The sequence below is a fragment of the Sorangium sp. So ce321 genome (assembly GCF_051530195.1).
In the GTDB taxonomy this organism is placed as follows: Bacteria; Myxococcota_A; Polyangia; order Polyangiales; family Polyangiaceae; genus Sorangium.
Map to the genome: position 1 here is coordinate 4,800,072 of NZ_CP150329.1, position 15,969 is coordinate 4,816,040.

The window sequence follows — 15,969 nt, forward strand, 5'->3', positions numbered from 1 at the left end:
GGGATGTTCCTTTCACGGCGATCAATTTTGCCATTTATAGCAAATTTGCTGCTAATAGCAAGTATTTGTCGGAATCGACCGCGTGCAACGGGCCGATCGAACGGATAAGAGCGAATGCGATGACGACCGACGACGCCTCGGGTTCGGGACTTCGAGAGCGGTCGAAGAGGAAGCGGCGGAAGCAGATCCTCCACGCCGCTCTGAAACTGTTTGCCGAGCGCGGCTACGAGCAGACGACGATCAACGACATCGCCGAAGCCGCCGAAGTGGCGCCTCGCACGGTGACCGGCTACTTCACCTCGAAGCTCGACTTCATCATCGAGTGGCCCGCGCAGCTCGAACGCCGTCTCATCGAGCTAGGTCGCGAGCACCCGCGCATCGGCTTCGTCGAGCTCGTCGATCTGTGGTGGCGGGATGCACGGGAGAATGTCGACCGAAAGGAAGCCGCGCTCACCCGCGCCATGGCGTTGGCCAACCCGGGTGTCGTGGCGATGGCGGAGGTCGAGGTCTCGCGGCGCGCTGACACGTCCCTCCCGAGCTACAAGCGGGGCACTCAGGACGACCTTCTCAAGGTCGCCGGACGCGCGGCGATCAGCGGCGTCAACCGGGCGTTCTTTCGCGGCATCGCGGAAGGTTCGATGACCGACGCGTATCACCGGTCGCTGCTGCAGCTCCTCAAGACCATCGCGGAGACGACCCACGTCGGCCACGGTTCGCTCGAGCACGATCCGTAGCGCCGAGCCACGTGCCCCATGGAGCGGAGACCGCCATGGGGCAACGCACCCGGACCTTGAATGCCGAGGACGACCGACGTTCCGCCTAGGCGCCGCTGCGCCGCTCTACGCCGCCCCGCCGCGCCCGACCCGACCCACGCCCGCGGCCACGCCCGCCCCGAGCAACGACACGAGCTCGCTCTGAGCCCTGCGCCTCAGAGCTCCGGCGGCGCCGTCGTCTTCGCGCGGTGCTCCGAGAGGTGCACCGTCACGGCGCGGCGGACCGCGTCGCGGCCTTGCGCGGCGCCGTGCACGTGGTCGTAGAGGGCGAGCTCCGCGTCGCGGTAGGTCTTCCACGTCCTGTCCGTCTCCGCGAGCGCGCGCTTCTCCTCGCGCGCTGCGGGCGCCTGCGCGGCGAGGGCCGAGGCGGCCGCCTTCGTCGCGCGCGACGTCCTCCGCGGTGGTCGCCTTCGCCTTGAACGCCGCGAACGCTTCGAGGTCGTCGGCGCGCTGCTTCTGCAGGATGCGGTCCTCGTTCGTCGCGAGCATCGTGCGCATCGAGCCGCCGTTGTAGACCTCGACCACGTAGAGGACGCGCGCGCGGGCGTACGCGGCGAAGGCCTTGTTGGCGGCTTCGAGGAGGCGCTTGCCGTCGGCGTCGAGCGTGGCGGCGATCTTCTTGGCGGCGAGGAGGCCGCGCGTCGCCTCGTCGTCGCGGCGGCGGCTCGCGCACTCCTCCGATACGATCGTGGTGCCGCCCTTCTCGCAGAAGTCGAGCGCGAGGGCCTTGGGGTCGTGCTCCTTCGCGGCGGCGTGCGCGAGGACGGCCTCCTTCGTGACGTCGTCGAAGCACGTCGCGAAGAGCTTCCGCGCGTCCGCGATGTCGACGGGACCGCCAACACCGTCGATGCGCATCGTCGCGAGCTCGGCGCGAGAGAGCGTCGCCGAGTCGCCGTCGCACGGTGTGATGGCGTCGCGTTCGAGGCACGTCCGCGCGCGCGCCGGATCGCGTGACACGCCGGCGCCCGAGAGGAAGCGGCGGCAGTCGACGCCGACCTCCTTCGCGTCGCCCGCAGCGACGAAGAGGCGGGCGACCTCGCTCGCGGGGCAGGCGAGATCCTCGAGGCAGGCCTGCGCCTGCTCGACGAGCGACGGCGGACGACTCGGCGCAGACGGCGCGAGGTGGAGCGGGAAGACCTTCTTGCCGGTCACGTCGGTCCATTCGCCGGCGAGGTCGGGGCCGGTGGGCTGGAGGCGGAGCGTTCCGGTCGCCTTGCCGTTCACGGTCTCGGTGAGCGCCATCGCGCCGCTCGGCTCGATCGTTCCTTCGATCGTGATGGGCACGCCGATCGAGTCGTACTTGTACGTTCCGCGCACGTTGTTGCGCGCGCGCGTGAGCTTCGCCACACGTGCGCATCGCAGAACTCGATGAACCGCTTCCCAGGGATGCCGAGTCCATTCGCGAGCTGCTCGATGAGTACGAGGTGATCCTGGACTGCACCGCGTCGGACGAGGTCGTCAGCCTGCTTGAGCTCCCATGGTGGCCCATCCCGCGAACCTTCGTCTCCGCGTCCGTCGGCTTCGGAGCTCGAAGGCGCGTAGGTAAAAGAAGCCGGATCGCAGCGCGAAGAAGTGTAGCGCAGTAAACCGAAAGGGTGGGGCCGCGAGCGTCGTGATGGCTCGGTCCTGGGTCGAAAGAGCGTGGTCCGGGCGGCGCCGAGCGCGCTAGGGGCGCATCGGCGTGCCGTGGGCACACGTGTCCGTCCGGGCGTTGGTCTGGCCCGGGAGGCGCGTCGCGAGACGCTATGCGGCGTCACCGGGCGCCTTGCGGCGCAGAACGGTGCTCTTCAACGCTCGGGGCTCCGGGTCGCCTGCGGCGCCCTGCGCCCCGAACCCCCAGTACGGCGGCCCTCGGTTGGGAGAGCGTGCTGGAACATCGGTCGGCTCGCCGAGCGCGGAGAGGAAGCGGGCGATGTTCCTTGGCTCGGTCACCATGGCGACGCGCTTCATCCGCCCCTTGCAAGCTGGGCACTCGAGGACGTCGATCGCAAATGTGCGGCGCAAGAGCTCGGCGCGGTTTGTCGACCGCCCGATAGCCGCCACGCTTGCGTTTCGAAGCGGCGTCTTCGTCCGCCTTCGTAGGCTCTTCTGGCTTCGCAGGGCGCGGTCCGATGCGCTTGCGCGCCAACGTGGGCGACTTGCCGAGGCGAGCACGCCAGCGTACTTGACGGTGTGAAAGCGCGGCGGCGGGACGCTGGCCGCGAGGCGGCACAGGAGCGAGAGCGGATCCATGTCCACCGCGACAGTCCCGTCAGCGAAGGCGCGCTTGAGCGACAGCCGCACCAGGCCGTCCTGCTGCGGCTCGACGCGCTCCTTTGCGATCGGGGGTCGCAGCACGTAACGCAGCAGCGCCTCCCTCGCCGCGGCATGGTGCGCACCGGCGCGCGTCGCTGCGTGCAAGGTGAAGCCATCGAGCGCAGCGCACAGCGGCTTGTCGTACGCGAGCGCGCTCGGCGAAGACGGCGAGAGCCCGCGGAGCCATTGCGGGGCGACGACGTGTGGCGCGACTCTCGTCCCGAGACGGCGGAGGCACAGAGCGCTGCCTCGGGCTCGCCGTCCTCCTCGACGTCGTGCTCGATTTCGAGATGCCCGTGCCGCCGAAGGTAACGGAGCATCCGCCCGACGGCGTGCTCTATGACCTGACCGACCGCGCGAGTTGGAAGATGACCGAGTTCGTTCCACACGAGCTCGGTGCCGTCTTCGTGATAAGCCCCGTCGAGGAAGACCACGTGCAGATGCGGATTGAGCCGCATGTCGCCGGACGTGCGTTGCACGGCGGTCACCGCGCCGCTCTTGACCGCGCCGCACGCGCCTCGGCGCGCGGCGCGTTTTTCGTAGAACCGCTCCACGCTCTCGACGAAGAGGCGGGTCAGCACGCCGAACAACGCCCCGTCCTGGGCGAGCCTGCGCCGCCACGGAAACGGAAACGTCAACACCCACGGACGGTGCGCCACCTCGGGCAGGATGTCCTCGATCAGGTTCGCCGCCGTGGAACACATGCGTCGGCCCAGACACGACGGGCAGAAACCGCGTCCTTTACAGCTGAAGGCCACCAGCCGACTCTCTTCGCAGCGCTCGCACCGGAGCCGCGCGAACCCGCGGCAGAGCAGCCCACAGTCGAGGTAGGCTTCGATCTCCTTCTTCGCGTGCTTGGGTATCCGGACCGCGATGGCGCCGTCGTCGATGGCCCCGTACAGCGTCTCCACGTTGTCGCGCACGATCTCGTAGAGCGTCGTCTTCTCGGGGCGACGGCGCTCGTAGACGACGCCCGTGGTGCGAGCCGCGCTGGCCACACGGCGCCGACACCGCACGCCGCACGCCACGCGGTGAGGGCGCGTTTTCGCCGCGAATTTCGACAACCCGCCGGGCTATCGCCCATGGCGGCGCCATGGCGGAGCGGCGGGCCGGGGGGCGGCGGGCCGCGACGCTCGCTGCCGCGGCGGCGGAGGCGCTCGCCGAGCACCCGCCTCGCGCTCGATATGTCGGCGCGCGAGAACGCGAGAGCGCGAGCGCGCAGCGTTGCAGGAGGAGATCATCCGGGTGCAGCAGAGCCGGCTAGCGGAGCTGTCTACGCCGATGATCCCGATCACCAAGCAGGTGATGGTCATGCCTCTCATCGGGACCATGGATGAGCCGTGTCAGGCTCGTGCTTGAATCTGCGCTCTGGCGCCGAGGCGCATGGTGCGCGTGCCGCCTCCGCGCCAGCATGCAGGAGCCGCTTCGCCACTCGTTTTCCCACCGCTCCCCGTGGCGTCCGCAGTTCCGCCATGGCGTCGCCATGCAGCAACGCGGCGAGAGGGTCGTCGCCTGCGCACGCCGCCGCGCTTGCCTCCCGGCACAGGCCTGCTGCTTGCCGGCATCACTTTCCGGATGCCTCCGGGGCGCTTCGGCACGCAACCGCCGCGTGCGGGCGATCCCAGGTGAGCCTGCGGGCACTGGCGAGCGGCAAGGCTCCGGCAGCGAGTCGACGCGAGCGGCGGGCTCGACGTTCGGCCCAAGCTTGCTCACCGCTTCGGTGCCACCGGCAGCCCGAGCAGCTGACCGATCGCCTCGTGCACGACCTGGGCCGCCACGTCATCCCCGAGGGCGACGGCTCGGCTCAGGGTGGCGGCGAGCGACGCAACCACGGCGGCTCGAGGCGATGGATCGACCGTCGCGAGTTCTCCGGGCCCAGGGGTCGGCGGTCGGGCCGGGGTTGGGTCCATCCCTCCCGAGGGCGAGCGATCCGTCGTCACGCCCCCCTGAAATCCCGAAGAAAGCGACGGTCCGCGACGGTTCGCCCCCGCAGCGGAATCCTGGCGGGATTTCTGACACGCGGAACTAGCGGAGGTGGCCGACATCCGCGACAACCCGAGCGTGCCTAGGTAGACGACGGCGGCCCCGAGTTCGTGCCCGGGGACCTCGGCGTCGCCTAGGTGCGGAGCGGCCGTCCGGCGGCCCGACGCCCGCGCCGCGGCGAGGCACCGCGCCGATCGGCTCCGGCGCCCTGCGCTCGACGGCGGCCGCGCCGAGTTCCTCCTCACCGAGCCGCTGGATGGTGAACGACCACTGGCCCGAGCGCGTCCTCGGGCGCAGCGATCCGAAGCCGCGCCCTTGACGACCCGCGCCGCCGGCACCGGCACGGGCGCGCCCATGGCCCCGTACAGCTCCCCCGGCCTCCCCGCGCTTGCCGCGCAGCTGCCGGACACAGCAGCCAACATTCCGGAACCACTCAGGATTATTTCTGCGTCTCCGAATCGTTTCCCCCTTGCAGAAGACCTCGCCAAACACGCTCCCCGGCCCGGAGCACCCGGCGCGCCTCGAGGTCGAGCCGCTCGATGCGCGACTGGACCATCGCCACGACGGTCTCGGGCAGCGCGTGCTTGCCCTCGGCCTACGGCGCGGATGAGAGCCTCGAGGTGGGCAGGGGAGGATGTCAGTATGGCGCGGCGCAGATCGCATTGCCGCAGCGATACACGACGGAGTTGCCGGCGAGGACGCTGGCCTGGGGGAGGGTCGCCAGGGTCGCCCCGGTCTCGACATCGTAGATGGCGTGCTCGTACAGCGCGTGGATGGCCGTCGGCGAGACGGGGACGATGCCGTAGACCAACCCGTCACCGATGCCCGCCCGGTCCCTGGGAGCCAAGGCGATGCGCGGCAGCGGCGGCGTGGCGATGGGGCTGCCCAGCTCGTCGTAGATGATGGACGCCAGATAGTCCCACCGGGTGGTCAAGAGGTTGTAGTTATACGTCTGGACGAGCGCGCGCGTGTCATCGAGCCATCCGACCGCGCAGCCGGGCACCGCGTTGACGAGCACCCCGTCCGCGTAGAACTGGGTGAACCCGCAGCCACCTTCTATCGGCTCGTCCGTCACGAGGAAGTGATGACCGTCGGGGGAGATGACCGAAGTCGTCTGAGGTCCGGTGTCCTGATAGATCACTGTCTCTCCGCCCACGTCGCTGACGATGCGTTCGTTGCCCCTGAAAATGCCGGGGCGATGATATGTGCGGTCCTGCGCAAGCTGGAGGCCCGCGCGCTGCCGCCGCGCGGCGGCCTGGCCGCCGGCGTCACGGCCGATGACCTCGCCCAGGGCGGCAAGATCTATTACCGCTCGTGCACCGGCTGGCTCACCTACGTGCGGTCGAGCTGGGGGAACAGCGCGCCCCCGATCACGAGGGACGAGGTCGCGAGGGTGCGCGCCTCGCTGGACGACCGGCAGGCGCCGTGGGCGGGCGGCGCGGAGCTCGCGGCGGCCCGGGCGACGCGCGTCCTGCCCTGAGGGGCGCGGGCCGGACGATCAGAGCGGGCTGCCGGTCAGGCGCAGCTCGGAGACGTTGAACCGCTGGCCGTAGCCCAGGAAGCGGACGCGCACGTAGCGGGCCGTGAAGCTCGTCGTGGTGCCGGTGGACCAGGTGCTCCAGCCGGCGGGCTTGCTGTTCGCGGCCACGGTCCAGTTGCCCGGGCTCCCGGTCGCGTAGCTGATCTCCAGCTCCGAGCTGCCGCCCAGGTTGCCCGCGAAGTACTCGAGCTTGGTCACGTTGTACGGCTGCTTCAGGTCGATGTACGCCGCCGCCGGGTAGTCGCTCGAGAAGAGCCACTTGCCGTTCAGCCACGCCGTGGCGTCATCGTTCCCGGTCGTCCCGTCGAGCAGGCGCGACGCCGCCTCGGACTTGCCCTCATCGACGGCCGTGAAGCAGCTGTTCTTCAGGACGCCGCCCGCGCCCACGCACGCGCCGCCGCTCCCGGGATCGGTGTCGCCGTCGTCGTCCCCACCCGGATCGGCGTCGCCGCCGTCGCCGCCGGGATCAGTGGCGCCCTCGAAGGTGGACCGCACCCAGTCCCACCAGGTGACGGCGTGGGGGTCGCCGGCCTCGGTGCTGTAGCCGTAGTGCCAGCCGACGTGCCCGAGCCCCTCGCCGCAGTACGCGGGGTCGTTCGCGTCCTGCCACGCGACGCGGGTGAACCAGTCGAAGGTCGAGTCGCGGGCCACCGGGCTGCGGCGACAATAGAGGTACTGCCGGACGTCCGACAGCGAGCCGCCGTGCTCCAGCAGGAAGCTCACGTTGCCGTCCTGCGAGCCGATGCCCGCGATCGGATCCCCCCAGCTGATACCCCAGAAGCTGGGGAGGGCGACGAGCGCCGCCGTGTCCGCGGGCGCGACGCAGTTCCTCGTGTCGCTGCCCTGGCACGCCTCGAAGCCCGCGACCCCGGCGAACACCGAGTACGACGCGATCTCGTGCGGGCGCTTCGAGGCGTAGGCGAGCACGGGGCCGGACCCGCCCGAGAGGCCCGTCACGTGGACCGCCCCGGACTTCACCTTGTAGCTCGCCGCGAGCGCGTCGAGCAGCGCGTCCTGCATCGTGGTGGCGTCGGCCACCGCCCCCTCGCTCCAGCCCAGGTAGCGCGCGGGCGCGGCGATGATGAGCCCTTTGGGCCGGTAGCCGCCCTTGATCTTGCCCGTGACGTCGCAGCAGTCCGAGAACTGGCGCTGCACGCCGCCGTTCTGGCCGTTGCCGTGGTGGAAGACGATGACCGGGCAGTCGCCCCCGCCATCGCCGACCCGGCACCCCTCCGCGGCATAGACGAGCGCCTCGTGGTTGCCGAGGCGCGATGCGTAGGAGAACCGGTCCATGCCCGAGCCCTGGTAGTTCTGCTCGGTCACGACGGCCGCGCTGTCCGAGGTCGTGAGGTCCGCCGGCGCGGCGTCGTCCGCCACGCAGGACACAAGGGCAAGGGGGCTCGCGACGACCATGAGAACGGGAGCGATGAGTCGAAGAGACATGATGCTTCTCACTGATGTTAAGGTGTATTTACAAAGGCTGCTTCACACGAGGCCCGGCAAGGCCCCGTCGCAAAAGGCCGGGTCGCCGAACGTGTCGAGCGAGAGCCCCATCGCCTGGCACAGCGAGGTCAGGAGATCGTTGTGGGCCCGGTTCTCGAAGGTCAGGTAACGACCCGTCCGGAAGTGTCCGCCCGCGCTCCCCGCCAGCAGGAAGGGCATGTTCTGGTGCGTGTGGTAGAAGCCGTCGGACATCTCGTTGCACCAGAGCACCACGGTGTGGTCGAGCACCGAGCTGCCGTCGCGCTCGGGCATCTCCTTCAGGCGGCCCAGGAAGTACGCGAGCTGCGACGCGTACCAGCGGTTGACGTCGATCACCTTCCGGGTGACGTCGGGGTCGACGGAGAGATCCCCCTCGCGCAGGACGTGGTGGGAGAGCTCGTGGTGCCACTCCGGCGCGTCGACGAAGGGGTGGCGCGCGTTCGCCGCGGCGGCGGTCCACTGCAGCGACCCGACGTGGGTGATGCCGCAGCCGAGCGCTGTCGCGAGGATATCCATCTGGGCGCGGCCGACGTCGGGCATCTTGTCGTACGAGTCCCAGCCCTCCTCCCAGTCGCCCGGGCTCGCGTGGAGGAGCGCGGGGGGCGCGCACGCGACGCGCGCGTCGAGGCGGGCGGCGAGGTCGGCGAGGGCGGCCTCGTGGGCGTCGAGGCGCTGCCGGTCGGCGCCGCCGAGGCCCGGCGCGAGGCGCTTCGCCTCCTCGCGGGCGAAGCGGAGCACCTCGCGGCGGCGGTCCTTCCGGCGCTCGGCGTCCGGGTCCACCGTCGCGAGCCCGGCGAAGGCGCGGTCGAACGCGGCGCTCGGGTTGCTCTCCGGCGGGACGGGCTGCCCCGCGCCGGCATACAGGAGGTGGTCGCGGGAGCTCGGGGCCCCGGAGCGCACGCCGAGCTCGAGCGACGGGAGGTAGTCGTCCTTCCCGACCGCGGCGGCGATGACCTGATCGACGCTCGGCCCGGACGCCATCTCGTTGCCCTCGTAGAGCGCGGGCAGCCGGCCGGTGAGGAGCTTCGAGCAGCCGTGCCCGCCGCTCGGGCCGTCCTCGGAGACGCGGATGCTCAGCCCGCGCTCCTTGCGGAAGTCCCAGTCCGCGGCGCCCGAGGGGCCGAAGAGGAGCAGGTGGTCCCGGAACGGCGCGAGCGGCTCGAGGATCGGCCCGAGGGTGAAATCGCGCTCGCCGCCCGTGGGCCGGAACGCCGACTCGATGGTGCCGTTCGGCGTGAACCACACAACGAAGCGCTTGCGCGGGCCGGATTGATCGCCGCGCGCGGTGGGGCCCGTCATGAGCGAGCCAAGGGCGCCGGCGAGGAGCCCGCCGAGCATCGTCCGCCGGTTCATTCTTCGTCCGATCACAGCTCACCTCCGCCGTCTCCGGCGATCTCGGCCACGCGGCGCGTCCTGAACGCCTCGCTCTTCACGATCCTCACGAGCAGCGCGCGCACGTCGCCGCCCTCCTCCTCGAAGGCGTCGCCGAGCGACTCGAGCGCGCACGCGTCGCCCTCGGAGCCGCCGCGCCGCACGGCGTAGCGGAACCAGTGCTCGACGAAGCAGGCGCGCCCGTCGACCGACGAGGCGAGCCGCTCGGCGAGCTCGACGCCGCCGTCGACCGGCCCGTCCGCGCCCTCGGTGCCCACGATCGCGCCGGTCGCGTCGACGGGCGACCCGTTCTCGGTGGCGCGGTAGCGGCCGAGCGCGTCGTAGCCCTCGAGGGCGAAGCCGAGCGGATCGATGAGCGCGTGGCAGCCCTGGCAACCCGGCTGCGAGGTGTGCGCGGCGAAGCGCTCGCGCGTGGTCCTGGTCGGCTCGGCGGCGGGCGTGGGCACGTTGAACTCGACGTTCGCCGGCGGCGGCGCGAGCTCCTGGCAGAGGATCTTCTCGCGCAGGAAGACGCCGCGCCGGATGGGATCCGACTGGTCGAACTTGCCGAGCTTCGCGAGCAGGGCCGGCTGGGTGAGCAGGCCGAGGCGCGTGCCGGCGTCGAGCTCGACCGGGGTGAGCTCGTCCCCGAGGTCGCCGTCGACGCCGTAGAAGCTCGCGAGGCGGGCGTTCATGAAGGCGCGGCGGGACAGGAAGAGGTCGTCGTACGTCCCGCCCGACCAGACGGCGTCGTCGACGAAGGCCTCGAGCGACGCCTGGAGGTCCCGGGCGAGCGCGGCGTCGAACTCCGGGAACGCCTCGGGGTCGCGGTTGATCGCGCCGATGTCGTCGACGCCGAGGAGCTCGCGGAAGAACGCCGCCGTGGTCGCGCGGGCGCGCGGGTCCTCGAGCATGCGGCGCGCCTCGGCCTCGACGTCCTCCGGCGTGCGCAGCCGGCCCTCGGCCGCGGCGGCGAAGAGGGCGTCGTCGGGCATGGTGCCCCAGAGGAAGTACGAGAGGCGGCTCGCGAGCTCGTGGTCGCCGAGGGCGACGACGGAGCCGGGCGCGGCGCCGCCGTCGTCGGGCCAGTGGTAGAGGAACTGCGGCGAGGAGAGCGCCGCCTCGATGACGAGGCCGACGCCCTCGAGGAAGGGCCGCGCGCCGCCCTCGCGCGCGGCGCGGTAGACGTCGAGGAGCGCGGACTCCTCGGCCGCGGTGATCGGGCGGCGGAAGGCGCGCGCGCCGAACGCCTGCACGAAGGCGCGCGCGCAGGCGTCGTCCTCGGTGGTGCAGGGGACGATGCGCTCGGGGTGCTCGAGGGCGCGCGCGGCGAGCGCCTCGGCGGCGGCCTGGAGCTTCTCGACGAGGAGCGGCGAGACCGTGAGCCCGAGGGAGAAGCCCTCGACGGCGTCGTCGGCGGGGAAGCCGCTGGAAGGGCGCGCCTCGCCGGGGTCGAGCGCGAGCAGGTCGACCACGGTGCGGTCGTACTGGTCGCGCGTCAGGTGAGCGAGCGGCAGGGGCGACGCCGCGCAGGCGGCGGGGCCGTCGGCGTCGCCGTCCTCGTCGGCCGCATGGTCGGCGCCGAGGACGCCAGTGCACCCGCCGAGCGCCACGGACGCGGCGAGCGTGAGCTCGACGAGCCGTGGCCTGAGACGAAGGAGAAGGGAAGTGCGCATCGTGGGGCCTCGAGGGACGCTGAAGCGCGTCTCGTGAGGACGTTCAGCACGGGCTGTGCCGCGGCGGGGAGAGGGGGATTTCCAGGGGATTGCGCCGGGTAGCGCCCGGGGGTGCGACGTCGGATGTCGCACCTGACGCGAGGGGCGCGACCTCGGGCGTCGCATCGAGGAGGGGGCGCGACCTCGGGCGTCGCAGGTGGCGGGGGCGCGACCTCGGGCGTCGCAGGCGGAGCGGGGTGGGGTGGGGTGGGGAAGCGCGCCTCGTGCGCCGCTGGCAGCCTGCGGGAGCGAAGTCACCTGAGCGGGGGAGGATGTCAGTACGGCGCGGCGCAGATCGCGTTGCCGCAGGCATACACGACGGAGCTGCCGGCGAGGACGCTGGCCTCAGGGAGGGTGGCCAGGGTCGCCCCGGTCTCGACATCGTAGATGGCGTGCTCGTACAGCGCGTGGATGGCCGTCGGCGAGACGGGGACGATGCCGTAGACCAACCCGTCACCGATGGCCGTCTCGTTCCAGGGAGCCAAGGTGATGCGCGGCAGCGGCGGCGTGGCGATCGGGTTGCCCAGCTCGTCGTAGATGGTGGACGCCCGGTACTCCCACCGGTTGTTCCAATCGTCGTCGGTATACGTCTGGACGAGCGCATGGGTGTCATCGAGCCATCCGACCGCGCAGCCGGGCACCGCGTTGACGAGCACCCCATTCACGTAGAACTGGGTGAACCCGCAGCCGGTTGCTGTCGCCTCGTCCGTCAGGAGGAAGTGACGACCGTCGGGGGAGATGACCGGAACCGGTTGGAGTCCTGTGTCCTGGTAGACCACTGTCTCTCCGCTCACGTCGCTGACGATGCGGGTGCCGCCTCTGGCAACGGTGGAGTCTTTGTACGTGCGGCCCAGCGTCGTCCCGCTCGAGGAAAGCGAGAAATCGAGGAGGGGGAAGTCCGAGTCGAGCGAGGCCACCTCGGCGCCGTCGGGCAGAGAGAAGATCCGGAGATCTTTGTAGTCAACGTACGTGTCGCTCTCGGTGGCGCGCGCGGCGAGCACGCGCCCGTCGGCCGAGAGCCGCACGCGAGCGCTGTTCAACGGGACGGACGCCGTGGGACCGGCATCGAGGTCGGCGGTGTCGTAGAGGAGGATCGTCCCCGCGGCCGTGGCGATGGCGACCTTCCCAGAGGCCGATCCGCCCAGGTTCGACGCTCCGCAGCCGAGCGTCCCGGTCGCGTCGGGATCGGTCACGGTGCCCTTCTGTGAGATGGCGCCTGGCGAGCTACCGACCGCCCAGCGAAGCCCTCCGTCGATGTGCGCCACGGTGAGGTCGTGGACCGCCACGGCGTGCTCCGTTCGCGTGACCTCGGAGCCTCCGAGATCGACGACCGCGAGCTTCGGCGAATCACTGGTGAAGACGCCGATCGCGCGCTCGGTGGGCACGACCGTGGCCCCCCCGTTGGATTCGTACCGCGCTACGGGAACGTTCCCTCCGCCGATCCGGTAGATCTTGAGCGGGTAGCCCGGGAAAGATGATGTGCTGTGCGTCCAGAGGTAGTCTCCCGTCGCTGCGAGCTCGTCGATCTCCGGCAGGTTGACGATGCTCTCCTGGACGCCGGTCTTCGAGTACACCCGCACCGTGTTGCCGGTCGTCGTGAGGAAGCGCGCGCCGTCCTGAGACCACGCGTGGAAGGTGCCCGCGAACGCGGGCGTGATGGACGGTGGCGAGCCGTCGATCGGCACGACCTGGACCCCTGGAGTCGCGGTGGATCTCGACGCGATGCGCAACGCGTCGGGGGCCGCATGGACCTCTCCGTAGACCTCCAGCGTGGCCGACAGCACCTCGTCCCCAGCGCGGCTCCAGACGGTGATGATGCCGCCGGAGCGGGTGGCCCATGCGTAGCTCCCGTCGGACGCGAGCCCCGCGATGCCATACAGGCCTGAGATGGCCGCCACCAGCGAGCCGTCGGCCGCGTTGCGCAGCTCGAACGTGTGCATCGGGTCCGTCTGGACGAGCAGGAGATCTCCTCGGAGCTCGACGCCCCCTGGAAGCTCTGGACGCGTTCCGGGGGGGTGGTAGCCCTCGTCGAAACCGCCGGGCGCGTGACCGTCGGCGATCGCGGAGCGGGTCGCCGTATCCCACAGGATCCAGCGGTCGTGATCCCAGCTCACGACGCGGTCCCCGGAGACGCGGATCCGGCGGATGACCCGGGTGTGTCCCAGATCGAGGAACGCTTCGGGCGAATCTCGCCAGGTGCCGGGCGTGCCGCAGGGGGGGAAAAGCGCTGCGGTGCCGCCACCGGAGCCGCCGGAGCCACCGGAGCCGGTGGGGTCGCCGCCTGAGCCACTGGAGTCGCCGCCTGAGCCGCTGGGGTCGCCGCCTGAGCCGCTGGGGTCGCCGCCGGAGCCGCCGGAGCCTGAGCCGCTGGGGTCGCCGCCTGAGCCGCTGGGGTCGCCGCCGGAGCCTGAGCCGGTGGGGTCGCCGCCTGAGCCGGTGGGGTCGCCGCCTGAGCCGGTGGGGTCGCCGCCTGAGCCGGTGGGGTCGCCGCCTGAGCCGGTGGGGTCGCCGCCTGAGCCGGTGGGGTCGCCGCCTGAGCCGCCGATGTTCCCGCTGCCCGACGTGACTCCGGGGGAGCCGCCGCCTGCCTCTCCGGAGGCGCTGCCGCCCGACCCGGGACCAGAGCAGCCGACCATCAAGAGGACGCACGGGACGATGAGTGAAGTCGTTCGCATGACCTGCTGAGGTGCCGCACCCCCGGCGTTTTGTTCATCGCTGGGACGAGAATGTTCTCGGTGCAGGTCGCGGTTGCACCCGGTGGCACCCGCCTGCCCGTGCTCCGGCCCACCGGGCACGCCAGGCGTCGGACGCTGCACGGCCGGACGGCGGACGTGCGACGAGTCCGGCGACGCGGGCGAGCAGCGCCGGATGCACCTCGCCGCCGTTTCACACCAGCGCCGCGCCGCCGTCGACGACGTTGACCTGCCCCGTGACGTACCCGCTTTTCATCAGGTACAGGACGGCGAGCGCGACGTCATCGGGCGATCCGATCGGACCCGCCGGGATTCGTGCCGCACGGTCCGCAATGATCTTCGCCCTCGCTGGTCCGAGCAGCCTGGTCGTCCGCTCGGTGTCCACGAGGCCCGGCGCGACGACGTTGACGCGCACTGGCGAAAGCTCGACAGCGAGCGCCCGGGCGAGGCCGTGCACCGCCTCTGCGATCGCGACGAGCAAGGCCGTCCGCCTGGGCGGCCTGCGCGTCATCGCGCTGGTGGTGAAGGTGATGGACCCGCCGGCGCGCATCCTCTTCGAGGCGTGACGCGCAACGTAAAGCGGGGCCAGCAGACGATCCGCGATGTCCTCTTCGACCTGCGCGTCTCCGATCTCGTCGAGCGCGAGGAAACGCGGCTCGGCGCTCGCGGACAGGTACACGTGATCGACCGACGCGAACGGATCGAACAGGGCCTTGACCTCCTCTTCGCGCGCGACGTCGACCAGGGCGATCTTCGCGGCGGGGATCGCGCCGGCCGCGTCGCGCAGGCGGCCCTCGTGACGCGCGGCGATCGTCACGAGCGCCCCCTCGCTCGCCGCCATCGTCGCGACCGCGCGACCGATGCCGCTGCTGCCGCCGATCACCACCACGTTCGAGCACGAAAGCGATGCCATGTTCATCCTCCTTGCGTGTCGGGATCTGGCTCCTCGGCGGGCTCGCGACAAGGGCGCGCGCCGGCACCATGTTGTTGACACTCAGTCATCAATCGGCCATCTCCGCTTCATGGACCTGGACCGGACCATCGCTGCCTCGATCGACATCTACGTGCGCGCCGCCGAGCTCCGGAGCTTCCGTCGCGCCGCTTCCACGCTCGGGCTCACGCCGTCAGCGGTGAGCAAAGCGATCAGTCGCCTCGAGCAGCGCCTTGGCGTGAAGCTCTTCGAGAGGAGCACACGCCATGTGTCACTCACGCCTGAAGGAGCGACGCTCCTGGAATACGGCCGCCGCGCCCTCGGCGAGCTCGGGGCCGCGCGCGCGCGCCTGTCCCGATCGCAAAGCGCGGCGGAGGGCACCGTGCACCTCGAGGCGCCGCCCTTCATCGGTCGGTCCATCGTCGCGCCTGCGCTACCCGCGCTGCTTCGTCGGCATCCCGGCCTCGTGGTCCACCTGGCGCTGCGGGGCGAATCGAAGGGCGCCCTCGGCGAGCGCGTCGATCTCGCCGTGCGCACCAGCTCGCCAGGAGAGCAAGAGCTCATGGTGCGGAGGGCGGGCACGCTGGTGGGTCGCGCGCTTCTATGCGCGTCACCGGCCTATGTCGCGGCCGCAGGCGCGCCGCGAAATATCGACGATCTCCGGACGCACGCTTGCCTCGGGTTCATCGGTCGAAGCGGCGTTGAGCCGTGGACGTTCGCAACGGAGGGGGGCGCCCTACGCCTCGTGCCGTGTGGCCCCTTCGCGTCGACGAGCAAGGACGCTCTCATCGACGCGGCGGTCAGAGGCGTCGGTATCGTCCGGACCTTCGACCGTACGGTGGAGGTGCTCCTGCAAACGGGGGCGCTGCTGACGCTGCTCGATCCGCTCGCCGTGGTCGAGCGGCAGCCGGTGTTCGTCGTATCGCGCTCAGCGCGGCTCTTGCCGCGCCGCACCCGTGTGGTCCTGGATTTCCTGCTCGAGCTGTTCGCATCGGTGTGATGCGCTTCGGCAAGAGCTCCCGCGAGCGCCGCGCACCTCGGCGGCGTCGCGGATGTGCAGCTTGCGCTCCGCTCAGCTCCAGAGCTTGTGGCCCGAGATCTCGAATGCTCCCGGGGTGGTGTCGTAGGGCGAGGGGCAGACCCTGGGAGCGAGAGCCTGGCCGCGGGCCTCGCTCCCTGATCTCTG

Annotated in this window: 12 protein-coding genes and 1 pseudogene; 3 read left to right on the forward strand and 10 right to left on the reverse strand. The window is 71.1% G+C overall.

All coding sequences use genetic code 11. The annotated features are described in order from the left end of the window. The first annotated feature begins 119 nt into the window (after positions 1–119). Entirely contained in the window at positions 120–734 is a 615-nt protein-coding gene (locus WME89_RS18265; RefSeq protein WP_438010392.1) for a helix-turn-helix domain-containing protein, read from the forward strand. 105 nt (positions 735–839) lie between these two features. Here the strand turns inward: WME89_RS18265 and WME89_RS18270 are convergent, their stop codons facing one another. The 5 genes and pseudogenes from WME89_RS18270 to WME89_RS18290 form a co-directional block, all read right to left on the reverse strand. Then, a complete protein-coding gene (locus WME89_RS18270) occupies positions 840–2,120 on the reverse strand; it encodes a hypothetical protein (RefSeq protein ID WP_438010393.1) in 1,281 nt (426 codons plus the stop codon). A gap of 396 nt (positions 2,121–2,516) precedes the next feature. Further along, on the reverse strand, positions 2,517–3,455 hold the full coding sequence (locus tag WME89_RS18275; RefSeq protein ID WP_438011945.1) for a transposase: 939 nt from the start codon (positions 3,453–3,455) through the stop codon (positions 2,517–2,519). Next, a pseudogene (locus WME89_RS18280) lies at positions 3,413–4,096 on the reverse strand (transposase zinc-binding domain-containing protein); the annotation flags it as partial. The gene WME89_RS18275 and the pseudogene WME89_RS18280, both read right to left, overlap by 43 nt. 681 nt (positions 4,097–4,777) lie before the next feature. Then, positions 4,778–4,900: a hypothetical protein gene (locus WME89_RS18285; RefSeq protein WP_438010394.1), complete on the reverse strand. Its 123-nt coding sequence runs from the start codon at positions 4,898–4,900 to the stop codon at positions 4,778–4,780. A gap of 788 nt (positions 4,901–5,688) precedes the next feature. After that, on the reverse strand, positions 5,689–6,192 hold the full coding sequence (locus WME89_RS18290; protein ID WP_438010395.1) for a hypothetical protein: 504 nt from the start codon (positions 6,190–6,192) through the stop codon (positions 5,689–5,691). A gap of 57 nt (positions 6,193–6,249) precedes the next feature. On the opposite strand from WME89_RS18290, the gene WME89_RS18295 reads away from it, so the two are divergent. Further along, the gene (locus tag WME89_RS18295; RefSeq protein WP_438010396.1) at positions 6,250–6,531 is read left to right on the forward strand and encodes a hypothetical protein; all 282 of its coding nucleotides are present in this window, start codon (positions 6,250–6,252) and stop codon (positions 6,529–6,531) included. An 18-nt stretch (positions 6,532–6,549) separates the two neighbouring features. On the opposite strand, the gene WME89_RS18300 is transcribed toward WME89_RS18295, so the two are convergent. The 5 genes from WME89_RS18300 to WME89_RS18320 form a co-directional block, all read right to left on the reverse strand. Next, entirely contained in the window at positions 6,550–8,034 is a 1,485-nt protein-coding gene (locus tag WME89_RS18300; protein WP_438010397.1) for a discoidin domain-containing protein, read from the reverse strand. Positions 8,035–8,076: 42 nt separating this feature from the next. Further along, complete coding sequence (locus WME89_RS18305) at positions 8,077–9,441, reverse strand: DUF1552 domain-containing protein (protein WP_438010398.1); 1,365 nt, start codon at positions 9,439–9,441, stop codon at positions 8,077–8,079. Next, entirely contained in the window at positions 9,438–11,120 is a 1,683-nt protein-coding gene (locus tag WME89_RS18310) for a DUF1592 domain-containing protein (RefSeq protein WP_438010399.1), read from the reverse strand. Before WME89_RS18310 ends, WME89_RS18305 begins: the two co-directional genes overlap by 4 nt. A 314-nt stretch (positions 11,121–11,434) precedes the next feature. Further along, a complete protein-coding gene (locus WME89_RS18315; protein WP_438010400.1) occupies positions 11,435–13,834 on the reverse strand; it encodes a hypothetical protein in 2,400 nt (799 codons plus the stop codon). Positions 13,835–14,045: 211 nt separating this feature from the next. After that, the gene (locus tag WME89_RS18320; RefSeq protein WP_438010401.1) at positions 14,046–14,765 is read right to left on the reverse strand and encodes an SDR family oxidoreductase; all 720 of its coding nucleotides are present in this window, start codon (positions 14,763–14,765) and stop codon (positions 14,046–14,048) included. Here WME89_RS18320 and WME89_RS18325 point away from each other — a divergent pair. Beyond that, positions 14,713–15,783 carry a LysR family transcriptional regulator gene (locus WME89_RS18325; RefSeq protein ID WP_438010402.1) on the forward strand — a complete coding sequence of 357 codons (1,071 nt, stop codon included), beginning with the start codon at positions 14,713–14,715 and terminating at the stop codon, positions 15,781–15,783. The two genes, WME89_RS18320 and WME89_RS18325, sit on opposite strands and share 53 nt — an antisense overlap. The last annotated feature ends 186 nt before the right edge of the window (positions 15,784–15,969 follow it).

Coding starts and splice junctions, on each gene's coding strand:
- WME89_RS18315 (WP_438010400.1), bottom strand. CDS start 13,834: ATGCGAACGACTTCACTCATCGTCCCGTGCGTCCTCTTGATGGTCGGC.
- WME89_RS18325 (WP_438010402.1), top strand. CDS start 14,713: ATGCCGCTGCTGCCGCCGATCACCACCACGTTCGAGCACGAAAGCGAT.
- WME89_RS18265 (WP_438010392.1), top strand. CDS start 120: ATGACGACCGACGACGCCTCGGGTTCGGGACTTCGAGAGCGGTCGAAG.
- WME89_RS18295 (WP_438010396.1), top strand. CDS start 6,250: ATGATATGTGCGGTCCTGCGCAAGCTGGAGGCCCGCGCGCTGCCGCCG.
- WME89_RS18310 (WP_438010399.1), bottom strand. CDS start 11,120: ATGCGCACTTCCCTTCTCCTTCGTCTCAGGCCACGGCTCGTCGAGCTC.
- WME89_RS18300 (WP_438010397.1), bottom strand. CDS start 8,034: ATGTCTCTTCGACTCATCGCTCCCGTTCTCATGGTCGTCGCGAGCCCC.
- WME89_RS18320 (WP_438010401.1), bottom strand. CDS start 14,765: ATGGCATCGCTTTCGTGCTCGAACGTGGTGGTGATCGGCGGCAGCAGC.